We start from the raw sequence: 25,324 nt of genomic DNA on the forward strand, positions 1-25,324 counted from the left end.
TGAAAGTCCGCAGGTCGGGGCGGCGCCAGAGGGCCTGGGCAAGTCAGGGAAAGTTGTACGGTCGAGAGTCAAGGTCCGGTAAAGGGTGAATGTGTGTTTTGTGCGAGGTGTGTGCGTGAAGGGTGGGTTCCGGCAATCCTGAGGGGCGGCGCCGGCCCCGCGCCGCGTTCCGCCGGTGCCGCAGGGTGCCGTCAGCTCCGCCGCAGCAGCCGGGTCGCGCCCGCGGCCACCGTCGTCGCCAGCACCCAGCCGATCAGGATCAGCGCCGCCGCCAGCCACTGCCAGCCGCCGCGCAGCTGCCACTGGCCGGCCTGACCCAGGTCGATCACCGGCAGCAGCAGGTCCAGCGTGAACAGCGCCGGGCTCCAGACCGGATGGCCGCCGGAGCTGACCGGCGGGTGGTCCGCGCGCGCGAAGGCGAGCGTGCCCGCCGCCCACAGCACCGCCATCCACACCGCGGCCCGGCCGGGACGGTAGCCGTAGGCGACCGTCCAGTCCTGGAGGTAGCCCCAGAACTGGCCGGCCAGCGGCAGCGTCTCCCGCCGCCGGCGCTGCTTGGCGAGCAGCACCTCGCGCGCGTCCTCGTCCTCCCCGGCCGCGCGCAGCACCGCCGCCAGCCGCTCGTACGGCTCCGGGGCGTACTCGGCGGTGGCCGCCGACACCCAGTCCAGGCGCTGGGCCAGCGGGAACGGGCCCTGCGGCACCAGGTTCTCGTAGGTGAACCCGCCCATGTGCAGACTGCCCGCGTCCGGCCAGCTGCTCGCCCGGTCCACCAGGTTCACGATCCGCGCCCCGGACAGCACCACCTTGCCGCGCCCCGGCTTGTCCCCGAGGAAACGCAGCTCCGGCGTCTGCACCCGGCGCAGCGACAGCTCCTGGTCGTCGGTGAGGGTGAACCCGGCCCGCTCCAGGTCGACGGCGTCCCCGAACCGCCCGTCGTCCAGGCGCACCCCGCCCCGGGCCTCGAAGCGCTGGACGCGCGTGCCGCGCGCGGGCGTCGTGCCGCTCAGCAGCGGGTTGCCCACGCCGGCCGGGGTCAGGTACAGGGTGCGCTCGACCGTCAGCTGGGGGGCGTTCAGGGCGAACCGGGCGTAGGGGTTGGCGAGCTTGGCGCCGCGCAGGCTGAGCGAGGCGCCGATCTGGGCGCCGCGCAGGCTGAACTCGCCGTGCGACTCCAGCATCTCCGCCTGGAGGTCCTGGCCGACGGTCAGGCCGTCGGCCGCGATCGACCGCCCGCTGCGGTCCCGGTAGGCGACCGCCTGGTTGAGCAGCAGATCCGTGCCGATGTGCGCGTCCGTCAGCCGGATCCCGTTCTGGAACCGGCAGCGCGGCAGGTGCAGATCACCCTCCGTGTGCACACGGGCGGCCTCCAGGCGCGGCACCGCGCAGTCCACCAGGCGCAGGGTCGTGAACCGGGCCTCCGGCAGCCGGATCTCCTCGTCGAAGCGGCAGCCGCGCAGCTCCACGTACGGCGTGACCTGGCCGCCCGCCAGGTCCAGCGGGTCGGTGATGCGCACGCCGGCGAGCTTCAGCGCGGACACCCGGCCGGCGAGCGCCGGCGGGCCGTCGAGAAGCAGCCAGCAGACGATGCGGGCCCGTACGGTCCGCTCCGGACCCCAGGGATGCCCGCCGTGCGGATCGTCCACCGCGAAGTCGCCGCTGGTCAGGTCGTACACGCTGCCGTTGCGGAAGGCCTGCCACATGCCCGCCTCGGTCGCGGTCAGGTCGTCCGGCAGGTCCCCCGTGCGGATGCCGGCCCCCTCGCTCACCGTTCTCCTCTTCTCTCCTCTTCCGGTTCGCTGGTTTTCGTACAGCCGTTCATGCCCTCTGTGACCGCCGGGACACCACCCGTGAAGGTGATCTTCCGGGTTCCGGCCACCCTCTGTACCAGACATTGGCCCACGGTCTGTATCAGCCATTGATACGCGCGGACGGCTCCCGACGGCGGTCTGAGAGAATTGGGACTGTGATTTCCCGAATCGATCTGCGCGGCGACGCCCTTCCCGAGGGCCCCGCCCTGCGCGACCTGCTGCCCCGAGCCGACTTCGACGTTCAGGCCGCCCTGGAGAAGGTGCGCCCGATCTGCGAGGCCGTGCATCATCGTGGCGACGCGGCGCTGATCGACTTCGCCGAGAAGTTCGACGGAGTACGGCTGGAAACCGTCCGTGTCCCGGCCCAGGCGCTCACCGACGCGCTCGCCGGACTCGACCCGGCCGTGCGCGCCGCCCTGGAGGAGTCCATCCGGCGCGCCCGGCTGGTCCACCGCGAACAGCGCCGTACGACCCACACCACGCAGGTCGTGCCCGGCGGCTCGGTGACCGAGAAATGGGTTCCGGTCGAGCGCGTCGGGCTGTACGCGCCCGGCGGCCGCTCGGTCTACCCGTCCTCCGTGGTGATGAACGTGGTGCCCGCCCAGGAGGCCGGCGTCGAGTCCATCGCGCTCGCCTCACCGGCCCAGGCCGAGTTCGGCGGGCTGCCGCACCCGACGATCCTCGCCGCCTGCGCCCTGCTGGGCGTGGACGAGGTGTACGCGGCCGGCGGCGCCACCGCCGTCGCGATGTTCGCGTACGGCACGGAGTCCTGCCCGCCCGTCAACATGGTCACCGGGCCCGGCAACATCTGGGTCGCCGCCGCCAAGCGCTACTTCACCGGCAAGATCGGCATCGACGCCGAGGCCGGCCCGACCGAGATCGCGATCCTCGCGGACGCCGGCGCCGACCCGGTGCACGTCGCCTCCGACCTGATCAGCCAGGCCGAGCACGACCCGCTGGCGGCGGCCGTCCTGGTCACCGACTCCGTCGAGCTGGCGGACGCGGTCGAGAAGGAGCTGGAGCCGCAGGTCGCGGCCACCAAGCACATCGAGGACCGGATCGTGCCCGCGCTGAAGGGCAAGCAGTCCGCCATCGTGCTGGTCGACGGCATCGACGAGGGCCTGCGGGTCGTCGACGCGTACGGCGCCGAGCACCTGGAGATCCAGACCGCCGACGCCGCGGCGGTGGCCGACCGGGTCCGCAACGCCGGCGCGATCTTCATCGGCCCCTGGGCCCCCGTCTCGCTCGGCGACTACGCGGCCGGGTCCAACCACGTCCTGCCCACCGGCGGATGCGCCTGCCACTCCTCGGGCCTGTCCGTCCAGTCCTTCCTGCGCGGCATCCACATCGTGGACTACACGAAGGACGCGCTCGCCGAGGTCGCCCACCACGTGGTGACGCTGGCGGAGGCGGAGGACCTGCCGGCGCACGGCGCGGCGGTCAAGGCGCGGTTCGGCTGGAAGGTACCCGAGAGCAAGTGAGCGACGTGCGGATCGACGATCTCCCCGTACGGGACGAGCTGCGTGGCAAGTCCCCCTACGGCGCGCCCCAGCTGGACGTCCCCGTACGGCTGAACACCAACGAGAACCCCTACCCGCTGCCCGAGCCGCTGGTCGAACGGATCGCGGAGCGGGTGCGGGAGGCCGCCCGCGGCCTGAACCGCTACCCGGACCGGGACGCGGTCCAGCTGCGCACCGAGCTGGCCACGTACCTGACGAAGACCGGGAAGTACCCGCTCGGCCCCGAGAACGTGTGGGCCGCCAACGGCTCCAACGAGGTCATCCAGCAGCTCCTCCAGACCTTCGGCGGACCGGGCCGCACGGCGATCGGCTTCGAGCCGTCGTACTCGATGCACGCGCTCATCGCGCGCGGCACCGGCACCGGCTGGATCTCCGGCCCGCGCGCCGAGGACTTCACGATCGACCTCGCCGCCGCCCGGCGGGCCATCGCCGAGCACAAGCCGGACGTCGTCTTCATCACCACCCCCAACAACCCCACCGGCAACGCGGTCCCGCCGGAGACCGTCCTCGCGCTGTACGAGGCGGCGCAGGCGGCCAAGCCGTCCATGGTGGTCGTGGACGAGGCGTACATCGAGTTCAGCCACGGCGACTCGCTGCTGCCGCTGCTGGCCGGCCGCCCGCACCTGGTGATCTCCCGGACGATGTCCAAGGCGTTCGGCGCGGCAGGCCTGCGCCTCGGCTACCTGGCCGCGCACCCGGCGGTCGTGGACGCCGTCCAGCTGGTCCGGCTGCCGTACCACCTGTCGGCGATCACCCAGGCGACCGCCCTGGCCGCGCTGGAGCACACCGACACGCTGCTCGGGTACGTCGAACAGCTGAAGGCGGAGCGGGACCGGCTGGTCGCCGAGCTGCGCGCGATCGGTTACGAGGTGACCGAGTCCGACGCGAACTTCGTGCAGTTCGGCCGGTTCGCCAGCGCCCACGAGGCCTGGCGGAGGATCCTCGACCGGGGCGTCCTGGTCCGGGACAACGGCGTACCGGGATGGCTGCGGGTGTCCGCCGGCACCCCGGAGGAGAACGACGCGTTCCTCGACGCGGTCCGTGAGTTGAAGAAGGAGCTTGAGCGATGAGCCGCGTTGGACGCGTGGAGCGCACCACCAAGGAGACGTCGGTGCTGGTCGAGATAGACCTCGACGGCACCGGCCGGACCGACATCGCCACCGGCGTCGGCTTCTACGACCACATGCTCGACCAGCTCGGCCGGCACGGTCTGTTCGACCTGACCGTCAAGACCGACGGCGACCTGCACATCGACTCCCACCACACCATCGAGGACACCGCCCTCGCCCTCGGCGCCGCCTTCAAGCAGGCGCTCGGCGACAAGGTGGGCATCTACCGCTTCGGCAACTGCACGGTCCCGCTGGACGAGTCCCTCGCCCAGGTCACCGTCGACCTGTCCGGCCGCCCGTACCTCGTGCACACCGAGCCCGAGAACATGGCGCCGATGATCGGCGAGTACGACACGACGATGACCCGGCACATCCTGGAGTCCTTCGTTGCCCAGGCGCAGATCGCGCTGCACGTGCACGTGCCGTACGGGCGCAACGCGCACCACATCGTGGAGTGCCAGTTCAAGGCGCTGGCCCGGGCGCTGCGCTACGCCTCCGAGCGCGACCCGCGCGCGGCCGGCATCCTCCCGTCGACGAAGGGCGCGCTGTAACCCATGACCGGTCTGTCGACCCTCCTGATCGTCGTCGGCCTCTTCCTGGTCGGCGGCATCATCTCCTTCGTCAAGCAGAAGATGCCCACCAGCCTGATCGTGCTGCTCTCGATCGGCGCGGGCCTGTGCCTGGTGGCGGGCGTCATGCGGCTGGAGGTGTGGAATTGAGCACCACGTCCCCGAACAAGAAGGTCGTCGTCTTCGACTACGGCTTCGGCAACGTCCGCTCCGCCGAGCGGGCCCTCGCGCGCGTGGGCGCCGACGTCGAGATCACGCGTGACTTCGACAAGGCGATGAACGCCGACGGCCTGCTCGTGCCGGGCGTCGGCGCCTTCGCCGCCTGCATGCGGGGCCTGCGCGCCGCCCGGGGCGACTGGGTCGTGGACCGCCGGCTGTCCGGCGGGCGCCCGGTCATGGGCATCTGCGTCGGCATGCAGATCCTCTTCGCGCGCGGCATCGAGCACGGCGTGGAGGCCGAGGGCCTGGACGAGTGGCCCGGCACGGTCGCGCCGCTCCAGGCCGACGTCGTGCCCCACATGGGCTGGAACACGGTGGACGCCCCGGCCGACTCGCGGCTGTTCGCCGGCCTGGACGCCGACGCGCGGTTCTACTTCGTGCACTCCTACGCCGTCCACGACTGGGCCCTGGAGAGCCACAACCCGGTGATCGAGGCCCCCAAGGTCACCTGGTCGACGCACGGCAAGCCGTTCGTGGCCGCCGTGGAGAACGGCGCCCTGTGGGCCACCCAGTTCCACCCCGAGAAGTCCGGCGACGCCGGCGCCCAGCTCCTCACCAACTGGATCGGAACCCTGTAGACCATGGCCAAGCTCGAACTCCTCCCCGCCGTCGACGTCCGCGACGGCCAGGCCGTCCGCCTCGTGCACGGCGAGTCCGGGACCGAGACCTCCTACGGCTCCCCGCTGGAGGCCGCCCTCGCCTGGCAGCGGTCCGGCGCCGAGTGGCTGCACCTGGTCGACCTGGACGCCGCGTTCGGCACCGGTGACAACCGCGCCCTGATCGCCGAGGTCGCGAAGGCGATGGACATCAAGGTGGAGCTGTCCGGCGGCATCCGCGACGACGACACCCTCGCCGCCGCCCTCGCCACCGGCTGCACCCGGGTGAACCTCGGCACGGCCGCCCTGGAGACCCCCGAGTGGGTCGCCAAGGTCATCGCCGAGCACGGCGACAAGATCGCCGTCGGTCTGGACGTGCGCGGCACCACGCTGCGCGGCCGGGGCTGGACCCGCGACGGCGGCGACCTCTACGAGACGCTGGAGCGCCTGGACAAGGAGGGCTGCGCCCGCTACGTCGTCACCGACATCGCCAAGGACGGCACCCTCCAGGGCCCCAACCTGGAGCTGCTGAAGAACGTGTGTGCCGCCACCGACCGGCCGGTCGTGGCCTCCGGCGGCGTGTCGTCCCTGGACGACCTCCGCGCCATCGCCGAACTGGTACCCCTCGGTGTCGAGGGCGCCATCGTAGGGAAGGCGCTGTACGCGAAGGCGTTCACCCTGGAAGAGGCCTTGGAGGCTGTGTCGTCATGAGCGGAGCCGTGCGGCGCGTGCAGAGCGGGAGTCCCTGGGAAGAGAGTTTCGGGTTCGCACGCGCCGTCACGGCGGGTGACCGGGTGCTGGTGGGCGGCACGACGTCCTTCAAGGGCACCGTGCTGTACGGCGAGGGCGACCCGTATGAACAGGCCAAGGTGGCCTTCACCAGCGCCCTGGAGGCGATCGGCGAGTTCGGGCTCGGCATCGAGTCCGTGATCCGTACGCGGATGTACCTGACCCATGTGCGGGACGTGGACGCCGTCGGGCGGGCCCACCAGGAACTGTTCGACGCCGTCCGCCCGGTCTCGACCCTGCTGGTCGTGGAGGGCTTCGTCGACCCGCGCATCCTGGTCGAAGTAGAACTAGAAGCATTCAGAGGCTGAAGGCCTTTAAGGAGCCGTGGATTCATGACCCTGGCGGTCCGAGTCATCCCCTGCCTGGACGTGGACAACGGCCGGGTCGTCAAGGGCGTCAACTTCCAGAACCTGCGCGACGCCGGCGACCCCGTCGAGATGGCCAAGGTGTACGACGCCGAGGGCGCCGACGAGCTGACGTTCCTGGACATCACCGCGTCCTCCGGCAACCGGGAGACGACGTACGACGTGGTGCGCCGCACCGCCGAGCAGGTGTTCATCCCGCTGACCGTCGGCGGCGGCGTCCGCACGGCGGAGGACGTGGACAAGCTGCTGCGGGCGGGCGCCGACAAGGTGGGCGTCAACACGGCGGCCATCGCGCGACCCGACCTGATCCGCGAGATCGCCGAGCGGTTCGGCCGGCAGGTGCTGGTCCTCTCGGTGGACGCGCGCCGCACCCCCGGGGGCACCTTCGAGGTCACCACCCACGGCGGCCGGCGCGGCACCGGCATCGACGCGGTGGAGTGGGCGCACCGGGCGGCCGAGCTGGGCGCGGGGGAGATCCTGCTGAACTCCATGGACGCGGACGGCACGAAGGACGGCTACGACCTGGAGATGATCGCGGCGGTGCGCAAGCACGTGACCGTCCCGGTGATCGCCTCCGGCGGCGCCGGCAAGCTGGCCGACTTCCCCCCGGCCATCGACGCGGGCGCGGACGCGGTCCTCGCGGCATCGGTGTTCCACTTCGGCGACCTGAGGATCGGCCAGGTGAAGGAGACGCTGCGGGGGGCAGGGCACCCGGTGCGGTAGCCGCCGCTTCCCAGGGCCCCGGCCGGACGGCCGGGGCCTTCTTGTCGAGGAGAAGCGCAAGAGAAATTGCGCAAGGAATATTGCGCAGTTTCTCTTTCGTATCTAGGGTCGGTGTCATGGCACGCGAGGAGAACCGCCGGATCACGGACATCGGGACGCTCAAGGCGCTCGCCCACCCGCTGCGCATGAAGCTGTACCGGCTGCTGTTCGTCGCGGAGGCCGCCACCGCCTCCCAGCTGGCCGAGCAGGTGGACGAGGCCGTCTCCCTCGTCAGCTACCACCTGCGCAAGCTGGCCGAGCACGGTCTCGTCGAGGAGGCCGAGCCGCGCAGCGCGGACGCGCGCGAGCGCTGGTGGCAGCCGGCGTCCGACGGCGTCACCATCCGCGACGAGGACTTCCGCGACGCACCCGAGAAGGCGGCGGCGCACCTCGCGGCCTCGCGGCTGTTCCTGGACCAGCGCGCCGAGATGTACCGGCGGTACCTCGACGAACGCGCCCGGTGGGGGCCCGGCTGGAACACGGCGGCCCACGACTCCGAGTCCCTGCTCCGGCTCACCGCCGGTGAACTCGCCGAGCTGAAGAAGGACCTCACCGACCTGCTCGCGCGGTACGACGAGCGGGGGCGGGCCCGCGAGGCCGCCGGTGACACCGACGGGCGCGAGCATGTCGCGCTGCACGTGTACGGCTTCCCGTTCCGCGTCTGACGTCTGAGAGGACAGCCATCCCGTGACCGCCACGCTCATACCGCCGGCCACCGCGCGGGCCCACCGCGACCCCAACGTGCTGCGCTGGCTCGGGGCCTACACCTCCTCGATGCTCGGCGACAGCGTCTACTACCTCGCCCTGTCCTGGGCCGCCGTCCAGACCGGGAGCCCCGCGCAGGCCGGGCTGGTGATGGCGGCCAGCGCGCTGCCCCGGGCCGTGCTGATGCTCGGCGGGGGAGTGGTCGCCGACCGGTTCGGGCCGCGCCGGGTCGTCATCGGCAGTGACGCCGTACGCTGCGCCGCCGTCCTCGCCGTGGCCGCCCTGCTGTACCTCACCAGCCCCGGGCTGTGGCCGCTCGCCCTGCTGGCGCTGGTCTTCGGCACCGTCGACGCCGTGTTCATGCCCGCCGTGGGCGCGCTGCCGGCCCGTCTCACCGAGAAGGACCAGCTCGCCCGCATCCAGGGCATGCGCGGCCTCGCGATCCGTTGCGCGAGCGTCCTGGGCGCCCCGCTCGGCGGACTCGCCGTGGCCGCCGGCGGAGCCCCGGCCGCGTTCACCGTCGCCGGGCTGCTCATCGCGCTGTCCGTACCGCTCCTGGTGTCGGTGCGGGTGCGGGAGCTGCCCGAGGACGGCGCCCCCGGCACGGCGGGAACCCCCTGGGGCGACCTGAGGGCCGGACTGCGGTACATCCGGCGGCACCGGGTGCTCGCGCCGCTGATGGCCGCCATCGCCCTCGGTGACCTCGGCTTCGTCGGGCCGCTGAACGTCGGGCTGACCCTGCTCGCCGACCGGCGCGGCTGGGGTGCCGCCGGCATGGGCTGGGTGCTCGCCGGATTCGGGGTCGGCGCGGGGGCCGCCTCACTGCTGCTGGCCGTCCGGGGGCGGCTGCCGCGCGCCGGGCTGGTCGCCGGGTCCGCCATCATCGCGGGCTGCGTGGCCATCGGCGCCCTCGCCTACGTGCCGGGCCTCGTCGCCGCCGTCGCCACGGCCGTACTGGTCGGCCTGCTCACCGGGCTCAGCGGCGCGATGTGCGGCGCCCTGCTCCAGACCCACTCCGACCCCGCCTACCTCGGCCGGGTCACCTCCGTCTCCAGCCTGGTCAGCCTCGGCCTCACCCCGCTGAGCATGCCGTTCGCCGCCGCCGCGATCGGGGCCTGGGGCCTCGGCCCGGTGTTCGTCGCCAGCGCGGTCGTCTGCGGGCTCGGCGGGGTCGTCGCCCTCGCCGTACCGGCCCTGCGCCGCGCCGAACTCCCGGGCTGACCGCCGTTCACTCCTTGGGCTGAACCAGCTGCACCAGATTGCCCACCGTGTCGTCCAGCACCGCCGCGATGACCGGCCCCTGCTCCTGCGGGGGATGCGTGAACCGGACACCGAGGCCGCGCAGCCGGTCGTACTCCGCTCGCAGGTCGTCCACGGAGAAGACGATGCACGGCAGCCCCGCCTCGTACAGCGCCCTGCGGTACGGCTCCGCGATCGGGCCCTGGCCGGGCTCCAGCAGCAGCTGGAGATCCGGCTGGGCGCCCTCCCGCGCCCCGACCGTCACGAAGAGCGTGCCGTCGCCGAGGTCCATGTGCGTACGGGTCTCGAAGCCGAGGACGTCGGTGTAGAAGGCGTGCGCCGCCGCCACGTCGTCGACGTACACGCCGGTCATCGCCACCTTGATCACGGCCCGGCCCTCTCAGATGCCCAGCTGCTTGGTCTCGTGCAGCTTGGCGATCGCCTCCGCGTCGCCGTCCAGCTCCACCTTCGCCGCGCGCTGCCGGCCGAACGCGAACATCAGCAGCTCCGACGGCTCACCGGTCGCCGTGACCACCGGGGTGCCCCGGTGCGCCACCGCCGTCTGGCCGTTCGGGCGGCGCAGCACCAGACCCGTCGGCGCGCCCCGGCCCATCAGCCGCGCGCCGCGTTCGAGGCGGGACCACAGCGCGTCCTGGAAGACCGGGTCCAGCTCGCGCGGGCTCCAGTCCGGCTGGGCGCGGCGGACGTCCTCCGTGTGGACGTAGAACTCCACGATGTTGGCCGCCTCGTCGACCTGCTTGAGCTGGAAGGGCGAGAAGCGCGGCGGGCCGGTGCGGATCAGCTGGATCAGCTCCTCGTACGGCTTCGCCGTGTACTCGGCCGTCACCTTCTCCAGACGCGGCGCGAGCTGCTTGATCAGCGTGCCCCCCGCCGCGTCCGGGCGGCGTTCGCGCACGACCACGTGCGCGGCCAGGTCCCGGGTCCGCCAGCCCTCGCAGAGGGTCTCGGCGTCCGGCCCGACGGTTTCCAAGAGGTCGGCGAGGAGAAGCCGTTCACGCTTGGCGAAGGTCGACATGGTGTCAGCCTACGACCGCGTAAACATTCCGCCCACCCGTCACCCCCCCCCAAGGAGGCGCCGCGCGCCGTCGTGACCATTCCATGGACGGCCGCGTCCCGCCGCCGGTCCCGCGCGGCACAATATGACCCATGACCAGTACGACCGGTGCCCCCCGGCCCAGCAGCCTCGACCCGGAGATCGTCGCGCGGCTCAAGCGCAGCGCCGACGGGCTCGTCCCCGCCATCGCCCAGCAGTACGACACCGGCGAGGTGCTCATGCTCGGCTGGATGGACGACGAGGCGCTGCACCGGACGCTGACCACCGGCCGCTGCACCTACTGGTCGCGCAGCCGCCAGGAGTACTGGGTCAAGGGCGACACCTCCGGCCACGTCCAGTGGGTGAAGTCGGTCGCGCTGGACTGCGACGCCGACACCCTGCTGGTCAAGGTCGACCAGGTCGGCGCCGCCTGCCACACCGGCGCCCGCACCTGCTTCGACGCGGACGTGCTCCTCAAGGACGCCGGTTCCGGCGTACCCGGATCCGGTCAGTAAGGTCAGCGGCCATGGAACTGGAGACCTTCCGCAAGCTGGCCACCGACCGGCGTGTCATCCCGGTCACGCGCAAGCTGCTCGCCGACGGCGACACCCCGGTCGCGCTGTACCGCAAGCTCGCCGCCGAGCGCCCCGGCACCTTCCTGCTGGAGTCCGCGGAGAACGGCCGTTCCTGGTCCCGTTACTCCTTCGTCGGCGTCCGCAGCGCCGCCACGCTCACCGCGCGGGACGGACACGCCCACTGGCTCGGCACCCCGCCCGTCGGCGTCCCCACCGACGGCGACCCCCTCGCGGCCCTGCGCGCCACCCTCCAGGCCCTGCACACCCCGCACCAGGAGGGCCTGCCGCCCTTCACCGGCGGCATGGTCGGCTACCTGGGCTACGACATCGTCCGCCGCCTGGAGAAGATCGGCCCCGGCGAACGCGACGACCTGGGGCTGCCCGAGCTGACCATGCTGCTGACCAGCGACCTCGCGGTGATGGACCACTGGGAGGGCTCGGTCCTGCTGATCGCCAACGCGATCAACCACAACGACCTCGACACCGGCGTCGACGAGGCGTACGCGGACGCCGTCGCCCGGCTCGACGCCATGGAGGCCGACCTCTCCCGCCCGGTCGCCCAGCCCCCGGCCCACCTGCCGCCCTCCGAGCTGCCCGAGTACACCGCCCGCTGGGGCGGCCCCGACTTCCAGCGGGCCGTCGAGGACGTCAAGGAGCGCATCCGCGCGGGCGAGGCCTTCCAGGTCGTGCCCTCCCAGCGCTTCGAGACCCCGTGCACGGCCGGCGCCCTGGACGTCTACCGGGTCCTGCGGGCCACCAACCCCTCGCCGTACATGTACCTCTTCCGCTTCGACGGGTTCGACGTCGTCGGCTCCTCCCCGGAAGCGCTGGTGAAGGTCGAGGGCGGACGCGCGATGGTCCACCCCATCGCCGGCACCCGGCACCGCGGGGCCACCCCGCAGGAGGACCAGGCCCTGGCCGAGGAACTCCTCGCCGACCCCAAGGAACGCGCCGAGCACCTGATGCTGGTCGACCTCGGCCGCAACGACCTCGGCCGGGTCTGCGAGCCCGGCTCGGTCGAGGTGGTCGACTTCATGTCCGTCGAGCGCTACTCCCACGTGATGCACATCGTCTCGACCGTCACCGGCACGGTCGCCCCCGGCCGCACGGCCTTCGACGTGCTCACCGCCTGCTTCCCGGCCGGCACCCTCTCCGGCGCCCCCAAGCCCCGCGCGATGCAGATCATCGACGAACTGGAGCCGTCCCGGCGCGGCCTGTACGGCGGCTGCGTCGGCTACCTGGACTTCGCCGGCGACTCCGACACCGCGATCGCCATCCGTACGGCCCTGCTCCGCGACGGCACGGCCTACGTCCAGGCCGGCGCCGGCATCGTCGCCGACTCCGACCCGGTCGCGGAGGACCAGGAGTGCCGCAACAAGGCCGCGGCGGTGCTGCGGGCCGTGCACACCGCCAACCGGTTGGGCGCGTAGGGCGTTCCCCAGGGCACTCCGCTCGCGCGTAGGGCGCTTCTCATACGAACCCCGGGTGACGGCGCACCCGGGGTTCAGGCGATAGTGGAGTACGTGACTGCTGCACCTGACCCCCGTTCCCAAGCCGCCGCGTCCGCCCGGTCCGGCCGGCGGAGCCTCGCCGTGGCCCTCCTGTGCGGTGCGCTCGGCGCGGCCGTGGCGCTGCTCGCGACCCGGCAGCGCTGGGCGGAGGGCACCGCGACGGTGGCCGGCGGCGCGTTCCCGCTGACCGCCAAGGGCAGCGACGTCACGGGCGTCCCCGCGGCCCTCGCCATAGTGGGCCTCGCCGCGCTCGTCGCCGTCTTCGCCGTCCGCAGGGCCGGCCGGTTCCTCGTCTCCGGGCTGCTCGCGCTGTCCGGCGCCGGGATCGCCGCCGCGGCCCTCGTGTCCGCCTCGGACAGCTCCGCGCTGGACGAGCAGGCCGCCAAGGCGAGCGGCGACACCTCCGCCACCGTCGACGCGCTCACCCACACCGGCTGGCCGTACGTCGCCGCCGCCGGCGGCGTGCTGCTGCTGCTCGCCGGACTGCTCGCCCTGCGCTACGGCCCTTCGTGGCCCGCCATGTCCGGCCGCTACGAGCGCGGCACCGACCGCCCGCGGCGCACGGCCCGGCCGGTCGATCCGGAGCGGCCCGAGGAGATCTGGAAGGCGCTGGACCGGGGCGAGGACCCGACGGGCGCCTGAATCCGCGGGGCGCACCCGGAGCCCGCGTCCGGAGCGGGGACCCCCGGTGTGGTGAAACAGACGCCACCCCCGCGTCGGGCACGCGTGCGCGTACGGGACAATGGAGGGCGAGCGTCCGGCTCGGACAGTACGACACGTACACAGCAACGAGGAGCAAGTCATGGCGGGCAGCAGCCACGGTCACACCCCGGCCGCCTGGACCGGTGTCATCATCGCCTTCATCGGTTTCTGCGTCGCGGGCGCCTTCATGGTGATGGCCCAGCCCGTCGGCTTCTGGGCCGGCATGGCCCTCACGCTCCTCGGCGGTGTGGTCGGCGGCATCATGCGCGCCATGGGTCTGGGGCAGCCGAAGGAGTCCCGCACGCTGCCGCACACCGCGCCCGCGGCCACGCGGGAGCCGGCCGCGGCGGAGAGCTGAGCCCAGGGTTTCTGCGAAGGGCGGCCGGCACCCGGTGCCGGCCGCCCTTCGCATTCGCAGTCAGCGGTGCCGCCGACCGCGGCCGCGAGCGGGTGCGCCGACGGGCGGCGGGGGACAATGCCCGCGTGAACGCCCCCGTGAACGCCCCTGCGGATGCCCCCGTGAACGCCCGCGCGGATGCTCCCGGCCGCCCGGTGCCGCGGCCCGCCCCCCTCTGGCGGCGGGTCGCCGTCCCCGCCGGGCTGTTCGCGGCCGTCGGCGGGGCCTTCGCCTACGTCGGTGTCGTCGATCCGGGTGAACCCGGGCACTACCCCGTCTGCCCCCTGTACCGGCTCACCGGTCTGTACTGCCCCGGCTGCGGCGGGCTGCGCAGTGCGCACGCCTTCTTGCACGGCGACCTCCTCGCCGCCCTGCGCGACAACGCGCCGGCCGTGGCCGCCTATGTGGGCTTCGCCGTGCTGTGGACCGTCTGGGTGGTCCGCGCGGCACACGGCAGGCCGCTGCGGATCGACCTCGGACCGGCGCCGCTGTGGGCGGCCGGCGCCCTGCTGCTGGTGTTCACCGTCGTCCGGAACCTGCCGTTCGGTGGCTGGCTCCACCCTTGATCAACAGCGAATGTCCAGGTAGTGGGACCGCCCCCCACCGGATGCGAGGCCACGGCGCTCCTGCGGATACCATCGGTTTGACCACGGGTTTTCAGAACCTGAAGGAACCACCGTCTGGAAGGGGGCCGCTCGCGTGAGTGTGCTCGACGAGATCATCGACGGAGTCCGTGCCGACCTCGCGGAGCGGCAGGCACGCGTCACCCTCGACGAGCTCAAGGAGCGCGCGGCCAAGGCCCACGCCGCCAAGGACGGGGTGGCCGCGCTCAAGGGCGACGGCGTCAAGGTGATCTGTGAGGTGAAGCGCTCCAGCCCCTCCAAGGGCGCGCTGGCCGCCATCGCCGACCCCGCCGGACTCGCCGCGGACTACGAAGCGGGCGGCGCGGCCGTCATCTCCGTCCTCACCGAACAGCGCCGCTTCGGCGGTTCGCTCGCCGACTTGGAGGCGGTGCGCGCGCGGGTCGACATCCCCGTCCTGCGCAAGGACTTCATCGTCACGTCGTACCAGCTCTGGGAGGCCCGGGCGTACGGCGCCGACCTCGCGCTGCTGATCGTGGCCGCCCTGGACCAGCCGGCCCTGGAGTCGCTGATCGAGCGGGCGGTGTCCATCGGCCTGACCCCCCTCGTCGAGGTGCACGACGAGGACGAGGTCGAGCGGGCGGTGGACGCGGGCGCCAAGGTCATCGGCGTCAACGCGCGCAACCTGAAGACGCTGGAGGTCGACCGCGGCACGTTCGAGCGGGTCGCCCCGGAGATCCCGGACACCATCGTGAAGGTCGCCGAGTCCGGCGTCCGCGGCCCGCACGACCTGATCGCGTACGCCAACGCCGGCGCCGACGCGGTGCTGGTCGGCGAGTCCCTGGTGACCGGCCGCGACCCCAAGGCGGCAGTGGCCGACCTGGTGGCGGCGGGCGAACACCCGGCCCTGCGGCACGGGCGCGGCTGATCCCGCTAGGCTTGGCACCGATGACTCCCACCGTGACGACCGTGGACCGGCACGCGCGCCTGGCGCGCGGCTGCCGTCCGCGTGGCTGCCGGGCGCCCGCGCGGCGCGTGCACGGCCGCCGCGTCCGGTACGTCATCGGCGACGAACCCGGGCAGGTCAACGGACGCCGATGGCAGCGCGCCCCCAAGGGGCGCGGGATTCCTGTCTGACATGCGGCTACCGCCGCGTGTGCGCGAGCAACCACACCCGGCCTGAGGCCGTACGACTGGCCCCGCCCCCACGGCGATCAGTGTTGTCCCACCGCACTCACCGTGAGGTTTCCGCATGCCCAGCGAGTTCTTCATCCCTGACCCCAGCGGCCAGGTGCCCAGCGCCGACGGCTACTTCGGCGCGTTCGGCGGCAAGTTCATCCCGGAGGCCCTCGTCGCCGCCGTGGACGAGGTGGCCGTCGAGTACGACAAGGCCAAGCACGACCCCGAGTTCGCCCGTGAGCTCGACGACCTGCTCGTCAACTACACCGGCCGTCCGTCGGCGCTCACCGAGGTGCCCCGTTTCGCCGAACACGCCGGTGGCGCCCGTGTGTTCCTCAAGCGCGAGGACCTCAACCACACCGGCTCCCACAAGATCAACAACGTGCTCGGCCAGGCCCTGCTCACCAAGCGCATGGGCAAGACCCGGGTCATCGCCGAGACCGGCGCCGGCCAGCACGGTGTCGCGACGGCCACCGCCTGCGCGCTGTTCGGCCTCGACTGCACCATCTACATGGGCGAGGTCGACACCAGGCGCCAGGCCCTCAACGTGGCCCGTATGCGCATGCTCGGCGCCGAGGTCGTCGCCGTGAAGTCCGGCAGCCGCACCCTCAAGGACGCCATCAACGAGGCGTTCCGGGACTGGGTCGCCAACGTCGACCACACCCACTACCTCTTCGGCACGGTCGCCGGCCCGCACCCGTTCCCCGCCATGGTCCGCGACTTCCACCGGGTGATCGGCGTGGAGGCACGGCGTCAGCTCCTGGAGCGCGCCGGCCGTCTCCCCGACGCGGCCGTCGCCTGCGTCGGCGGCGGCTCCAACGCCATCGGCCTCTTCCACGCCTTCATCCCCGACGAGGGCGTCCGCCTCATCGGCTGCGAGCCGGCCGGCCACGGCGTCGAGACCGGCGAGCACGCGGCCACCCTCACCGCCGGCGAGCCCGGCATCCTGCACGGCTCCCGGTCGTACGTCCTCCAGGACGACGAGGGCCAGATCACCGAGCCGTACTCGATCTCGGCCGGCCTGGACTACCCGGGTGTCGGCCCGGAGCACTCCTACCTCCGCGACTCCGGCCGCGGCGAGTACCGCGCGGTCACCGACGACGCCGCCATGCAGGCCCTGCGCCTGCTGTCGCGCACCGAGGGCATCATCCCGGCCATCGAGAGCGCCCACGCGCTGGCCGGCGCCTTGGAGGTCGGCAAGGAGCTGGGCAAGGACGGCCTGATCGTCGTCAACCTGTCCGGCCGCGGCGACAAGGACATGGACACCGCCGCCCGCTACTTCGGCCTCTACGACACCGACGCCGAGGTGGCCGCCAACGAAGCCGACACCGCCGAGATCGAGGGGGACGCCAAGTGAGCGGGAACGCACAGCTGCTGAGCGACACCCTCGCCGCCGCCAAGGCCGAGGGCCGCTCCGCGCTCATCGCCTACCTCCCGGCCGGCTTCCCGACCGTGGACGGCGGCATCGAGGCGATCAAGGCCGTCTTCGACGGGGGCGCCGACGTGGTCGAGGTCGGGCTGCCGCACAGCGACCCGGTGCTCGACGGCCCGGTCATCCAGACCGCCGACGACATCGCCCTGCGGGGCGGAGTGAGGATCGCCGACGTCATGCGCACGGTCCGGGAGGCCCACGAGGCCACCGGGAAGCCGGTGCTCGTCATGACGTACTGGAACCCCATCGACCGCTACGGCGTGGAACGGTTCACCGCCGAGCTGGCCGAGGCGGGCGGCGCGGGCTGCATCCTGCCCGACCTGCCCGTGCAGGAGTCGGCGCTGTGGCGGGAGCACGCCGAGAAGCACGGCCTCGCCACGGTCTTCGTCGTGGCGCCGAGCAGCAAGGACGAGCGGCTCGCCCAGATCACCGCGGCGGGCAGCGGCTTCGTGTACGCGGCCTCCCTCATGGGCGTCACCGGCACCCGGGAATCCGTCGGTACGCAGGCCCAGGACCTGGTCCGGCGCACCCGCGCCACCGGCACCGACCTGCCCGTCTGCGTCGGACTCGGCGTCTCCAACCGGGCCCAGGCCGCCGAGGTCGCCGGCTTCGCCGACGGCGTGATCGTCGGCTCGGCGTTCGTGAAGCGGATGCTGGACGCCCCAGACCACGCCTCCGGCCTCGCGGCGGTCCGCGAGCTGGCCGGTGAGCTGGCGAAAGGCGTGCGCGGACAGGCGTGACGGGCGGGAGTGACCGTCGGCGGGCATCCCGCCTCGGATGACGCGATCACTCGAACGGGTGGACCTCGGACCGGGGAGGCGCGCTGCGCCTCCCCGGTTCGTTCTGGGGGTGTGAGCGAGAAGAACCGTGACGGAAAGCGCACCGCCCGGGAACGGCTGGCGGTCGAGCGCGAGAAGCAGAAGGCCGCGGAGAAGCGACGGCGCGCGCTGATCGTGGGCGCGAGCGTCGTCTGCGTCCTGGGGCTGGCGGCGGTGATCGGCGTGGTCGCCGCGAACTCCGGCAAGCACAAGGCCAGCAGCGCGGGCCCGGCCGTGGCGCCGTCGGGCGCGCAGGGCAAGGACGGCCTCGCGATCCCGGTCGGCAAGGACGGCGCCAAGTCGACGCTCACCGTCTGGGAGGACTTCCGCTGCCCGGCCTGCCAGGCCTTCGAGGTGGCGTACCGGCCGACCCTCCATGAACTGACCGACGCCGGCAAGCTCAGAGTCGAGTACCACCTCGTCCGGCTGATCGACGGCAACCTCGGCGGCAGCGGCTCGCTGCGCGCCGCCAACGCCGCGGCCTGCGCCCAGGACGCCGGGAAGTTCCGCGCATTCCACGACGTGCTGTACGCGAACCAGCCGAAGGAGACCGACGACGCCTTCGCGAGCAACGACAAGCTGATCGAGCTGGCCGGCAAGGTGAAGGGCCTGGACACGCCCGCCTTCCGCAAGTGCGTCCAGGACGGCACGCACGACAGCTGGGTGGACAGGTCCAACCAGGCGTTCCGCTCCGGCGGCTTCACGGGTACGCCCACGGTGCTGCTCGGCGGCAAGAACATCTACCAGGACCAGACGATGACCCCGGCCAAGCTCAAGCAACTCGTGGAGGCGGCCGACCGGGGGTAAGCGTTTCTCACACCCCCGTTATGGACCCGTAGCCGGTCTGCTTGCCGTCCCCACGGCCCGGCACGGTAGCGTCGGACTTGCCATGAACCCCATGAACCTTGCCTACATCCCCAGCCCGTCGCACGGGGTGCAGTACCTCGGCCCCATCCCGCTGCGCGCCTACGCCTTCTGCATCATCATCGGCGTCTTCGTTGCCGTCTGGTTCGGCAACAGGCGCTGGATCGCCCGCGGCGGGCAGTCCGGCACGGTCGCGGACATCGCCGTCTGGGCCGTGCCCTTCGGCCTGGTCGGCGGCCGCCTCTACCACGTGATCACGGACTACGAGCTGTACTTCAGCGAGGGCCGTGACTGGGTGGACGCCTTCAAGGTGTGGGAGGGCGGCCTGGGCATCTGGGGCGCCATCGCGCTCGGCGCGCTCGGCGCGTGGATCGGCGCGCGGCGCCGGGGCATCCCGATGCCCGCGTACGCCGACGCCGTCGCGCCCGGCATCGCCTTCGCGCAGGCCATCGGCCGCTGGGGCAACTGGTTCAACCAGGAGCTGTACGGCCGCGAGACCCATCTGCCCTGGGCGCTGCACATCACCTCCTCCGAGGGCGGCCGGGTGCCGGGGTACTACCACCCGACCTTCCTCTACGAGTCCCTGTGGTGCGTCGGCGTGGGCCTGCTGGTCATCTGGGCGGACCGCCGCTTCAAGCTGGGGCACGGCCGGGCGTTCGCCCTGTACGTCGCCGCGTACTGCGTGGGCCGGGGCTGGATCGAGTACATGCGGGTGGACGACGCCCACCACATCCTGGGCCTCCGTCTGAACGACTGGACCGCGCTGCTCGTCTTCCTGCTGGCGGTGGCGTACATCGTGGTGTCGTCGAAGAAGCGGCCGGGACGGGAAGCCGTGGTCGAGCCGGGGGTCTCCGCCGGCCCGGTCAAGGACACGGAGGCTGTCAAGGACACGGAGGCTGACGGCGACGCCGACGCGGATGCCGACGCCGAGGGCGAGGAGAAGGCGGCTCCGGCCGAGAAGAGCTGACCGTTCGTGGTACGGCACCGAGGGCGCCCGGAGTTCTTCCGGGCGCCCTCGGTGTGTGCGGGGGGTCAGCTCCGGGCGGCCAGCGACAGGGTCCGCCGTGCCATCGCCACCACCGCCGCGTCGATGAAGCGGCCGTCGGGCAGGGCCTGGGCGCCCAAGTTCGCCGAGGCCGCTTTGATGACCGTCTCCGCGTGTTCGATCTCGGCCTCCGTGGGCAGGTAGGCCCGCTCGATCACCGGTAGCTGGCGCGGGTGGATCGCGGCGCGGCCCAGGAACCCGAGAGCCCGGCCGTGGGCGCAGGAGGCCGCCAGGCCGTCCAGGTCACGGATGTCCGGGTAGACGGTCTGGGACGGCGGGGCCAGGCCCGCCGCGCGGGCGGCGACGATCACCCGCGAGCGCGGCCAGTCCAGGCCCGCGTCGGCCCGCACCCCGAGGTCGGCGCGGAGGTCGGCCTCGCCCAGGGCGATGCCCCGCAGGGCGGGGTGGGCGGTGGCGATGGCGTAGGCGTGCTCGATGCCGAGGGCCGACTCCAGGAGCGCGTAGAGGGGGACCGGCGTGGCCACGGCGGCCTGCCGTACCTCGCCCGGGGCCGTCACCTTCGGCAGCCGTACGCCGGACAGGCCCGGCAGACCGGCCAGGGCGTGGAAGTCGGCGGCGGCCCAGGCGCCGTCCAGGGCGTTGACGCGCACGTGCACCGGGACCGGCTGGGGCTGCGTCAGGAGTTCCGCGGTGGCCGCGCGGGCGTACTCCTTGCGGTCCGGGGCGACCGCGTCCTCCAGGTCGATCACCACCACGTCGGCGCCCGCCACCAGGGCCTTGGCCACGACATGCGGGCGGTCGCCGGGGACGTAGAGCCAGGTGAGCGGGGTCCGGGTCACAGGGCGCCCTCCGCGCGCAGCGCCGCGATGTCGGCCGGGGTGAGGCCGAGTTCGCCGAGCACGGCGTCGGTGTCGGCGCCGTGCGGACGGCCGGCCCAGCGGATGCCGCCGGGCGTGGCGGAGAGCCGGAAGAGGACGTTCTGCATGCGCAGCGGGCCCAGTTCCGGGTCGTCGACGGTGGTGACCGTGTCCAGGGCCTGGTACTGGGGGTCCGCCAGGACGTCCCGGACGTCCTGCACGGGCGCCACCGCGGCCTCCGCCTCCTCGAAGGCCGCGAGCACCTCGGCGCGGGTACGGCCGGCGATCCAGGAGCCGACCGCCTCGTCCAGCACATCGGCGTGGGCGGCCCGGTCCGCGCCGGTGGTGAACCACGGCTCCTCGATCAGCTCCGGGCGGCCCACCAGCCGTAGCACCCGCTCGGCGACCGACTGGGCCGAGGTGGAGACGGCGACCCAGGTGCCGTCGGCGGTGCGGTAGGTGTTGCGCGGGGCGTTGTTCGCGGACCGGTTGCCGGTGCGTTCCTGGACGTAGCCGAGCTGGTCGTACCAGGTGGCGTGGGGGCCGAGGACCGACAGGATCGGTTCGATGATCGCCATGTCGACCGTCTGCCCCACGCCGGTGCGCTCGCGCGCGGCCAGCGCGGTCAGCACGGCGTAGGCGGTCGCCAGGCCGGCGATCGAGTCGGCGAGACCGAAGGGCGGCAGCGTCGGGGGCGCGTCCGGTTCGCCGGTGACCGCGGCGAAGCCGCTCATCGCCTCGGCGAGGGTGCCGAAGCCGGGGCGGTGCGCGCAGGGGCCGAACTGGCCGAAGGCGGTGACCCGGGCGAGGACCAGCCGGGGGTTGGCCGCGGACAGCTCCGGCCAGCCGAGGTCCCATTTCTCCAGGGTGCCGGGGCGGAAGTTCTCGATCACCACGTCGGCGGTGGCGGCGAGCCGCAGCAGGGTGGCCCGGCCGCCGGGTGCGGACAGGTCGAGGGTGATGGCCCGCTTGTTGCGGCCGAGCACCTTCCACCACAGGCCGACGCCGTCCTTGGCCGGGCCGTGGCCCCGGGACGGGTCGGGCCGCCGGGGATGCTCCACCTTGATCACCTCGGCGCCGAAGTCACCGAGCAGCGTCGCGGCCATCGGCCCGGCGAAGAGGGTCGCGAGGTCCAGCACCCGCAGGCCGTCCAGGGCCGGGGTCGTCCGTGTTTGCGCAGCCGTCGCAGCCGTCGCAGCCGTCGCAGCCGTCGTACGTGTCGTGCTCGTCGTGTTCATGAGCTGTACTGGGCCTCGATCTCCGGGCGGTACGGCATCGACGCCGACGCGCCTTCCCGCTGGACGGAGATCGCCGCCGCGGTCGCCGCCCAGGACAGGGCCTCCCGTACCGGTTTCTCCTCGGCGAGGGCCACCGCGAGCGTGCCGACGAACGTGTCGCCCGCGCCCGTGGAGTCCACGGCCCGCACCCGGGGCGCGGGGACGACGAGCGGTTCGGCGCCCCGGGTCAGGTACAGGCAGCCCGTGGCGCCCAGGGTGACCACGACCTCCGGCACCAGGTCCAGCAGGGTGGCCGCCGCCTCGCGCGGGTCGGTGCGGCCGGTGAGCGTGACCGCCTCGTACTCGTTCGGCACCAACAGGTCGACTGCGGCCAGGAGTTCGGGCGGCAGCGGCTGGACGGGGGACGGGGTGAGGACGGTACGGATGCCGTGCCGGCGGGCCGCCTGCGCGCCGGCGACGACCGCCGCCAGCGGGATCTCCAGTTGCAGCAGCAGGGCGTCGGCGGTGGCGATCACCCCCTCGTCACCGGGGGAGAGGTGGTCGACCGTGCCGTTCGCGCCGGGGATGACGACGATCGCGTTGCCGCCCTCGTCGTCCACGACGATGTGCGCGGTGCCGGACGGGCCCTCGACCGTGCGCAGGAAGTCGGTGTCCACGCCGGAGTGTTCGAGGGTGTCGCGCAGCCGCGCGCCGAAGGCGTCGTTGCCGACCGCGCCGATCATCGAGACGGTGGCGCCGGCGCGGGCCGCGGCGATCGCCTGGTTGGCGCCCTTGCCGCCGGGGATCGTGCGGAACTCCCGGCCCGTCACCGTCTCCCCGCGCTGCGGGGCCTTGCCGACGTACGTGACGAGGTCCATGTTCGTGCTGCCGAGGACGGCGATGTGGGTCATGGTCGGGTCGCCTCCAGGTGGGTGAGGTGGGCGAGGGTGTCGAAGCCGGCGCCGTCGAAGTCCGCGACGGTCGTGGCGAGCCGGTTCTTCAGCGGGGCCCGCCAGCGGTCGGGGAGCGCGCCGGGGGAGCCGGCCAGCAGGCCGGCGACGCTTCCGGCGGTGGCGCCGTTGGAATCGGTGTCCCAACCACCCGACACCGCACGGCAGACGGAGCCCGTGAAGTCGCCGTCGGCGTGGGTGAGGGCGGCGACGGTCAGGGCGGTGTTGGGGAGGGCGTGGACCCAGTGGTGGGTGGGGCCGTAGAGGGCGTGGAGTTCGTCCACGACGTCGTCGAAGTCGTCGGTGGCGGTGGCCAGTCGGACGGCGTGGTCGATCGCCTTCGCCAGGCGGGAGCGGGCCGGGACCACCGTGCGGCCGGTGCGCAGACAGGCGTGGACGTCGTGCGTGCCGGTGGCGGCCGTGGCGATGGCGGCGGCCGTGAACATCGCCGCGTAGACGCCGTTGGCGGTGTGGGTGAGGACCGCGTCGCGGTGAGCCTGCTCCGCGGCGGCGGCCGGGTCGCCCGGGTTGCTCCACCCGTGCATGTCGGCGCGGATCAGCGCGCCGATCCACTCGCGGAACGGGTTGCGGTGGCGGGCCGTGTGCGGGGGTTCGATGCCGGCGAGGAGGTTGCGGTGGGCGACGCGTTCGGCGGTGAAGGTGCGGCCGGGCGGGAGTTCTTCGAGCCAGAGCCGGGCCACGTCGTCGGTGGTGAAGGCCCTCCCGTGGCGCTGGAGCAGCAGCAGGTTGAGCAGGGGGTAGTCGAGGTCGTCGTCCTGGGGCATGCCGTCGATGTTCTCGGCGAGCGAGGTGGGGGCCGAGCGGCGGTTCCAGGGGTGGGCGGCCAGCAGGTCGTCGGGGACCCCCCTGGCGGTGAACCAGGTGGTGAGGGGCCAGTTCCCGGCCGCCCGGGCGAGGGCGCGGATGCCGTCGAGCGGGAGTTTCTCGACCGGTTTGCCGAGGAGGCAGCCGATGGCCCGCCCGAGCCAGGCGGCCTCCAGGGCGCGGGGGTCCACGGCGGTGGCGGACCGTCCGGCGGGCCAGTCGGGGCACTGGGCCCTGATGCGGGCCAGGTCCGTGGGCTCGTCGTCGGCGAAGCGGCTGGGCAGATCGGCGAGTTCGTCCAGCAGGTCCTCCGCCAGCAGGCGCAGATAGCGGGACACCCGGTGCGGGGACGCGCCCGCGCGCTCCGGGGCGTCCGGGCCGCCCGCCGCCCGCCAGCGCGCCTCGACCGCCTTCGGCTCGCGCCCGTCCAGGCGGGCCTGGCGCAGTTCGTGGCCCAGCAGGTCCTCCGGCTGGACCCAGGTCAGTCGGAGCACGGCCGGCCTCCGAGCGCGCCGAACGCCTCCTCGTGGGCGCGCCGGCGGCGGACGTCCCGCTCGAAGACCTCGCGCGCGACCTCGGTGAGCGTCCGGGCCGGCGCCCACAGGTCCAGGCGGCTGGCGTCGGCGACCGTCTTCGCCCACTCCTCGGGGGCGGGCGAGCCGAGCGCGCCCGCGAGGGCACCGGCCATCGTCGCGATCGAGTCGCAGTCACGGCCGTAGTTGACCGCGCCGAGCACGGCCTGCCGGTAGTCGCCGCCGGAGACGACCAGCATGCCGAGCGCGACCGGGAGTTCCTCGATGGAGTGCAGCCGGGAGGGGCGGCGGGCGGCGAGGGAGGGGGCGCGGTAGTCCGGACCGACGGTGTCGTACGGCTCCACCGCCGCGCGCAGCGGACCGAGCGCCGACTCGAAGTCCCGGTGTCCGGCGGCGACTTCGCAGACCTTCTCGATCGCCGTACGGGTGCCGTCCTTGGCCAGGGACAGGCAGGCGCCCACCACCGAGTCGGGGGTCGCGCCGGGGGTGGCGGCGGCGGCCACCGCCGCGGCGAACACACCGGCCGCCTCACGGCCGTACGACGACTGGTGCGCACCCGCGATGTCCAGCGCCTCGGCGTACGCGGCGGCCGGGTTGGCCGCGTTGACCAGGCCGACCGGGGCCATGTACATCGCCGCGCCGCAGTTGACGATGTTGCCGGTGCCCGCTTCCCGGGGGTCGGCGTGACCGTAGGCCAGCCGGGCCACCAGCCATTTCTCGGCGAGGAAGAGGCGGTGCAGCGGCAGTGCCTCGGCCTCCAGCTCGGGGATCCAGCGGGGGGCGGTCATCAGGTCCGGGACCAGGTGGTCGGCGATCGCGTAGGCGTCGAGGTGGTCGCGGACGCGGTCGTAGACGCGGATGAGCGCGTGCGTCATCAAGGTGTCGTCGGTGACGTGGCCGTCGCCCTTGTGGTACGGCGCGATGGGGCGGGCGGTGCGCCAGGCGTCACCGTGCCAGGGGCCGACGATGCCGCGCACGCGACCGCCGTGCCGCTCGGCGATCTGGTCGGGGGAGTAGCCCTCGACCGGGCCGCCGAGGGCGTCACCGACGGCGGCTCCCACCACGGCGGCGGTGACGCGGTCGGCGAGACCGTTCGGGCCGGGCCCGCTGATTTCTTCTTTCTTGGGCGTCATGCCCCG

The 25,324-nt window shown here is 73.1% G+C and carries 29 protein-coding genes; 21 read left to right on the forward strand and 8 right to left on the reverse strand.

The genetic code is table 11. The features are described 5' to 3' along the window. Positions 1-191 precede the first annotated feature (191 nt). Entirely contained in the window at positions 192-1,769 is a 1,578-nt protein-coding gene (locus AQJ11_RS19695) for a hypothetical protein (RefSeq protein WP_059263887.1), read from the reverse strand. A gap of 197 nt (positions 1,770-1,966) precedes the next feature. Here AQJ11_RS19695 and hisD point away from each other — a divergent pair, with 197 nt between their 5' ends. The 10 genes from hisD to AQJ11_RS19745 all read left to right on the forward strand — a co-directional run bounded on the left by hisD (position 1,967) and on the right by AQJ11_RS19745 (position 9,666). Beyond that, the gene (hisD, locus tag AQJ11_RS19700; protein ID WP_058080199.1) at positions 1,967-3,292 is read left to right on the forward strand and encodes a histidinol dehydrogenase; all 1,326 of its coding nucleotides are present in this window, start codon (positions 1,967-1,969) and stop codon (positions 3,290-3,292) included. Continuing rightward, a complete protein-coding gene (locus AQJ11_RS19705) occupies positions 3,289-4,401 on the forward strand; it encodes a histidinol-phosphate transaminase (RefSeq protein WP_059263888.1) in 1,113 nt (370 codons plus the stop codon). Before hisD ends, AQJ11_RS19705 begins: the two co-directional genes overlap by 4 nt. Beyond that, positions 4,398-4,991: an imidazoleglycerol-phosphate dehydratase HisB gene (gene hisB / locus AQJ11_RS19710; RefSeq protein ID WP_030783530.1), complete on the forward strand. Its 594-nt coding sequence runs from the start codon at positions 4,398-4,400 to the stop codon at positions 4,989-4,991. Before AQJ11_RS19705 ends, hisB begins: the two co-directional genes overlap by 4 nt. Positions 4,992-4,994: 3 nt before the next feature. After that, positions 4,995-5,159 carry a hypothetical protein gene (locus AQJ11_RS49865; protein ID WP_014672133.1) on the forward strand — a complete coding sequence of 55 codons (165 nt, stop codon included), beginning with the start codon at positions 4,995-4,997 and terminating at the stop codon, positions 5,157-5,159. Further along, complete coding sequence (gene hisH / locus AQJ11_RS19720; protein WP_107112835.1) at positions 5,150-5,806, forward strand: imidazole glycerol phosphate synthase subunit HisH; 657 nt, start codon at positions 5,150-5,152, stop codon at positions 5,804-5,806. Before AQJ11_RS49865 ends, hisH begins: the two co-directional genes overlap by 10 nt. Before the next feature lie 3 nt (positions 5,807-5,809). Further along, positions 5,810-6,535, forward strand: a complete 726-nt coding sequence (gene priA, locus AQJ11_RS19725; RefSeq protein ID WP_059263889.1) for a bifunctional 1-(5-phosphoribosyl)-5-((5-phosphoribosylamino)methylideneamino)imidazole-4-carboxamide isomerase/phosphoribosylanthranilate isomerase PriA — start codon at positions 5,810-5,812, stop codon at positions 6,533-6,535. Beyond that, positions 6,532-6,921 (forward strand): RidA family protein, encoded by a 390-nt coding sequence (locus AQJ11_RS19730; RefSeq protein ID WP_058080196.1) that lies wholly within the window; start codon positions 6,532-6,534, stop codon positions 6,919-6,921. Before priA ends, AQJ11_RS19730 begins: the two co-directional genes overlap by 4 nt. Before the next feature lie 24 nt (positions 6,922-6,945). Then, on the forward strand, positions 6,946-7,701 hold the full coding sequence (gene hisF, locus AQJ11_RS19735) for an imidazole glycerol phosphate synthase subunit HisF (RefSeq protein WP_014672129.1): 756 nt from the start codon (positions 6,946-6,948) through the stop codon (positions 7,699-7,701). 116 nt (positions 7,702-7,817) lie between these two features. Further along, entirely contained in the window at positions 7,818-8,405 is a 588-nt protein-coding gene (locus AQJ11_RS19740; protein ID WP_014672128.1) for an ArsR/SmtB family transcription factor, read from the forward strand. Between the two features lie 22 nt (positions 8,406-8,427). Next, positions 8,428-9,666: an MFS transporter gene (locus tag AQJ11_RS19745; protein WP_059263890.1), complete on the forward strand. Its 1,239-nt coding sequence runs from the start codon at positions 8,428-8,430 to the stop codon at positions 9,664-9,666. Positions 9,667-9,673: 7 nt separating this feature from the next. Here AQJ11_RS19745 and AQJ11_RS19750 read toward each other — a convergent pair whose 3' ends face one another. Both AQJ11_RS19750 and AQJ11_RS19755 read right to left on the reverse strand, forming a co-directional pair. Next, the gene (locus AQJ11_RS19750) at positions 9,674-10,072 is read right to left on the reverse strand and encodes a VOC family protein (protein ID WP_014672126.1); all 399 of its coding nucleotides are present in this window, start codon (positions 10,070-10,072) and stop codon (positions 9,674-9,676) included. A 12-nt stretch (positions 10,073-10,084) separates the two neighbouring features. Further along, positions 10,085-10,720 carry a TIGR03085 family metal-binding protein gene (locus AQJ11_RS19755; protein ID WP_058080193.1) on the reverse strand — a complete coding sequence of 212 codons (636 nt, stop codon included), beginning with the start codon at positions 10,718-10,720 and terminating at the stop codon, positions 10,085-10,087. A gap of 131 nt (positions 10,721-10,851) precedes the next feature. On the opposite strand from AQJ11_RS19755, the gene hisI reads away from it, so the two are divergent. From hisI to lgt, 11 genes are all read left to right on the forward strand, one after another. Further along, positions 10,852-11,253, forward strand: a complete 402-nt coding sequence (gene hisI, locus AQJ11_RS19760; RefSeq protein ID WP_014672124.1) for a phosphoribosyl-AMP cyclohydrolase — start codon at positions 10,852-10,854, stop codon at positions 11,251-11,253. A gap of 11 nt (positions 11,254-11,264) precedes the next feature. Further along, positions 11,265-12,743, forward strand: coding sequence for an anthranilate synthase component I (locus AQJ11_RS19765; protein ID WP_058080191.1), 1,479 nt, complete (start codon positions 11,265-11,267; stop codon positions 12,741-12,743). A gap of 84 nt (positions 12,744-12,827) precedes the next feature. Continuing rightward, positions 12,828-13,466: a TIGR02234 family membrane protein gene (locus AQJ11_RS19770; protein ID WP_086011517.1), complete on the forward strand. Its 639-nt coding sequence runs from the start codon at positions 12,828-12,830 to the stop codon at positions 13,464-13,466. 160 nt (positions 13,467-13,626) lie between these two features. Beyond that, positions 13,627-13,884, forward strand: coding sequence for an HGxxPAAW family protein (locus tag AQJ11_RS19775; RefSeq protein ID WP_058080189.1), 258 nt, complete (start codon positions 13,627-13,629; stop codon positions 13,882-13,884). Positions 13,885-14,045: 161 nt separating this feature from the next. After that, the gene (locus AQJ11_RS19780; protein WP_059263891.1) at positions 14,046-14,489 is read left to right on the forward strand and encodes a DUF2752 domain-containing protein; all 444 of its coding nucleotides are present in this window, start codon (positions 14,046-14,048) and stop codon (positions 14,487-14,489) included. 133 nt (positions 14,490-14,622) lie between these two features. After that, positions 14,623-15,432: an indole-3-glycerol phosphate synthase TrpC gene (gene trpC / locus AQJ11_RS19785; RefSeq protein ID WP_014672119.1), complete on the forward strand. Its 810-nt coding sequence runs from the start codon at positions 14,623-14,625 to the stop codon at positions 15,430-15,432. A 20-nt stretch (positions 15,433-15,452) separates the two neighbouring features. Then, positions 15,453-15,641 carry a tryptophan biosynthesis modulator TrpM gene (gene trpM, locus AQJ11_RS46075; RefSeq protein ID WP_078611725.1) on the forward strand — a complete coding sequence of 63 codons (189 nt, stop codon included), beginning with the start codon at positions 15,453-15,455 and terminating at the stop codon, positions 15,639-15,641. A gap of 115 nt (positions 15,642-15,756) precedes the next feature. Continuing rightward, positions 15,757-17,040 (forward strand): tryptophan synthase subunit beta, encoded by a 1,284-nt coding sequence (gene trpB, locus AQJ11_RS19790; RefSeq protein WP_059263892.1) that lies wholly within the window; start codon positions 15,757-15,759, stop codon positions 17,038-17,040. After that, on the forward strand, positions 17,037-17,855 hold the full coding sequence (gene trpA, locus AQJ11_RS19795; RefSeq protein ID WP_059263893.1) for a tryptophan synthase subunit alpha: 819 nt from the start codon (positions 17,037-17,039) through the stop codon (positions 17,853-17,855). Before trpB ends, trpA begins: the two co-directional genes overlap by 4 nt. 111 nt (positions 17,856-17,966) lie before the next feature. Then, complete coding sequence (locus AQJ11_RS19800; protein WP_014672116.1) at positions 17,967-18,740, forward strand: DsbA family protein; 774 nt, start codon at positions 17,967-17,969, stop codon at positions 18,738-18,740. 91 nt (positions 18,741-18,831) lie between these two features. Further along, positions 18,832-19,764 carry a prolipoprotein diacylglyceryl transferase gene (gene lgt / locus AQJ11_RS19805; protein WP_208616568.1) on the forward strand — a complete coding sequence of 311 codons (933 nt, stop codon included), beginning with the start codon at positions 18,832-18,834 and terminating at the stop codon, positions 19,762-19,764. Between the two features lie 65 nt (positions 19,765-19,829). Here lgt and AQJ11_RS19810 read toward each other — a convergent pair whose 3' ends face one another. The 5 genes from AQJ11_RS19810 to AQJ11_RS19830 are packed head-to-tail and all read right to left on the reverse strand — an operon-like array spanning position 19,830 to position 25,318. Beyond that, positions 19,830-20,642 (reverse strand): HpcH/HpaI aldolase/citrate lyase family protein, encoded by an 813-nt coding sequence (locus tag AQJ11_RS19810; RefSeq protein WP_059263895.1) that lies wholly within the window; start codon positions 20,640-20,642, stop codon positions 19,830-19,832. Then, complete coding sequence (locus AQJ11_RS19815) at positions 20,639-21,898, reverse strand: CaiB/BaiF CoA transferase family protein (RefSeq protein ID WP_398780429.1); 1,260 nt, start codon at positions 21,896-21,898, stop codon at positions 20,639-20,641. Before AQJ11_RS19815 ends, AQJ11_RS19810 begins: the two co-directional genes overlap by 4 nt. Next, entirely contained in the window at positions 21,895-22,788 is an 894-nt protein-coding gene (rbsK, locus tag AQJ11_RS19820; RefSeq protein ID WP_014672112.1) for a ribokinase, read from the reverse strand. Before rbsK ends, AQJ11_RS19815 begins: the two co-directional genes overlap by 4 nt. After that, a complete protein-coding gene (locus AQJ11_RS19825; protein WP_059263897.1) occupies positions 22,785-24,146 on the reverse strand; it encodes an ADP-ribosylglycohydrolase family protein in 1,362 nt (453 codons plus the stop codon). Before AQJ11_RS19825 ends, rbsK begins: the two co-directional genes overlap by 4 nt. Then, positions 24,134-25,318, reverse strand: a complete 1,185-nt coding sequence (locus AQJ11_RS19830) for an ADP-ribosylglycohydrolase family protein (protein ID WP_059263898.1) — start codon at positions 25,316-25,318, stop codon at positions 24,134-24,136. Before AQJ11_RS19830 ends, AQJ11_RS19825 begins: the two co-directional genes overlap by 13 nt. Positions 25,319-25,324 lie beyond the last annotated feature (6 nt).

Source organism: Streptomyces corchorusii (assembly GCF_001514055.1).
In the GTDB taxonomy this organism is placed as follows: domain Bacteria; phylum Actinomycetota; class Actinomycetes; order Streptomycetales; family Streptomycetaceae; genus Streptomyces; species Streptomyces olivaceoviridis.

Coding starts and splice junctions, on each gene's coding strand:
- hisB (WP_030783530.1), top strand. CDS start 4,398: ATGAGCCGCGTTGGACGCGTGGAGCGCACCACCAAGGAGACGTCGGTG.
- AQJ11_RS49865 (WP_014672133.1), top strand. CDS start 4,995: ATGACCGGTCTGTCGACCCTCCTGATCGTCGTCGGCCTCTTCCTGGTC.
- priA (WP_059263889.1), top strand. CDS start 5,810: ATGGCCAAGCTCGAACTCCTCCCCGCCGTCGACGTCCGCGACGGCCAG.
- AQJ11_RS19730 (WP_058080196.1), top strand. CDS start 6,532: ATGAGCGGAGCCGTGCGGCGCGTGCAGAGCGGGAGTCCCTGGGAAGAG.
- hisF (WP_014672129.1), top strand. CDS start 6,946: ATGACCCTGGCGGTCCGAGTCATCCCCTGCCTGGACGTGGACAACGGC.
- AQJ11_RS19740 (WP_014672128.1), top strand. CDS start 7,818: ATGGCACGCGAGGAGAACCGCCGGATCACGGACATCGGGACGCTCAAG.
- AQJ11_RS19755 (WP_058080193.1), bottom strand. CDS start 10,720: ATGTCGACCTTCGCCAAGCGTGAACGGCTTCTCCTCGCCGACCTCTTG.
- hisI (WP_014672124.1), top strand. CDS start 10,852: ATGACCAGTACGACCGGTGCCCCCCGGCCCAGCAGCCTCGACCCGGAG.
- AQJ11_RS19765 (WP_058080191.1), top strand. CDS start 11,265: ATGGAACTGGAGACCTTCCGCAAGCTGGCCACCGACCGGCGTGTCATC.
- AQJ11_RS19775 (WP_058080189.1), top strand. CDS start 13,627: ATGGCGGGCAGCAGCCACGGTCACACCCCGGCCGCCTGGACCGGTGTC.
- trpM (WP_078611725.1), top strand. CDS start 15,453: ATGACTCCCACCGTGACGACCGTGGACCGGCACGCGCGCCTGGCGCGC.
- trpB (WP_059263892.1), top strand. CDS start 15,757: ATGCCCAGCGAGTTCTTCATCCCTGACCCCAGCGGCCAGGTGCCCAGC.
- lgt (WP_208616568.1), top strand. CDS start 18,832: ATGAACCTTGCCTACATCCCCAGCCCGTCGCACGGGGTGCAGTACCTC.
- AQJ11_RS19815 (WP_398780429.1), bottom strand. CDS start 21,898: ATGAACACGACGAGCACGACACGTACGACGGCTGCGACGGCTGCGACG.
- rbsK (WP_014672112.1), bottom strand. CDS start 22,788: ATGACCCACATCGCCGTCCTCGGCAGCACGAACATGGACCTCGTCACG.
- AQJ11_RS19830 (WP_059263898.1), bottom strand. CDS start 25,318: ATGACGCCCAAGAAAGAAGAAATCAGCGGGCCCGGCCCGAACGGTCTC.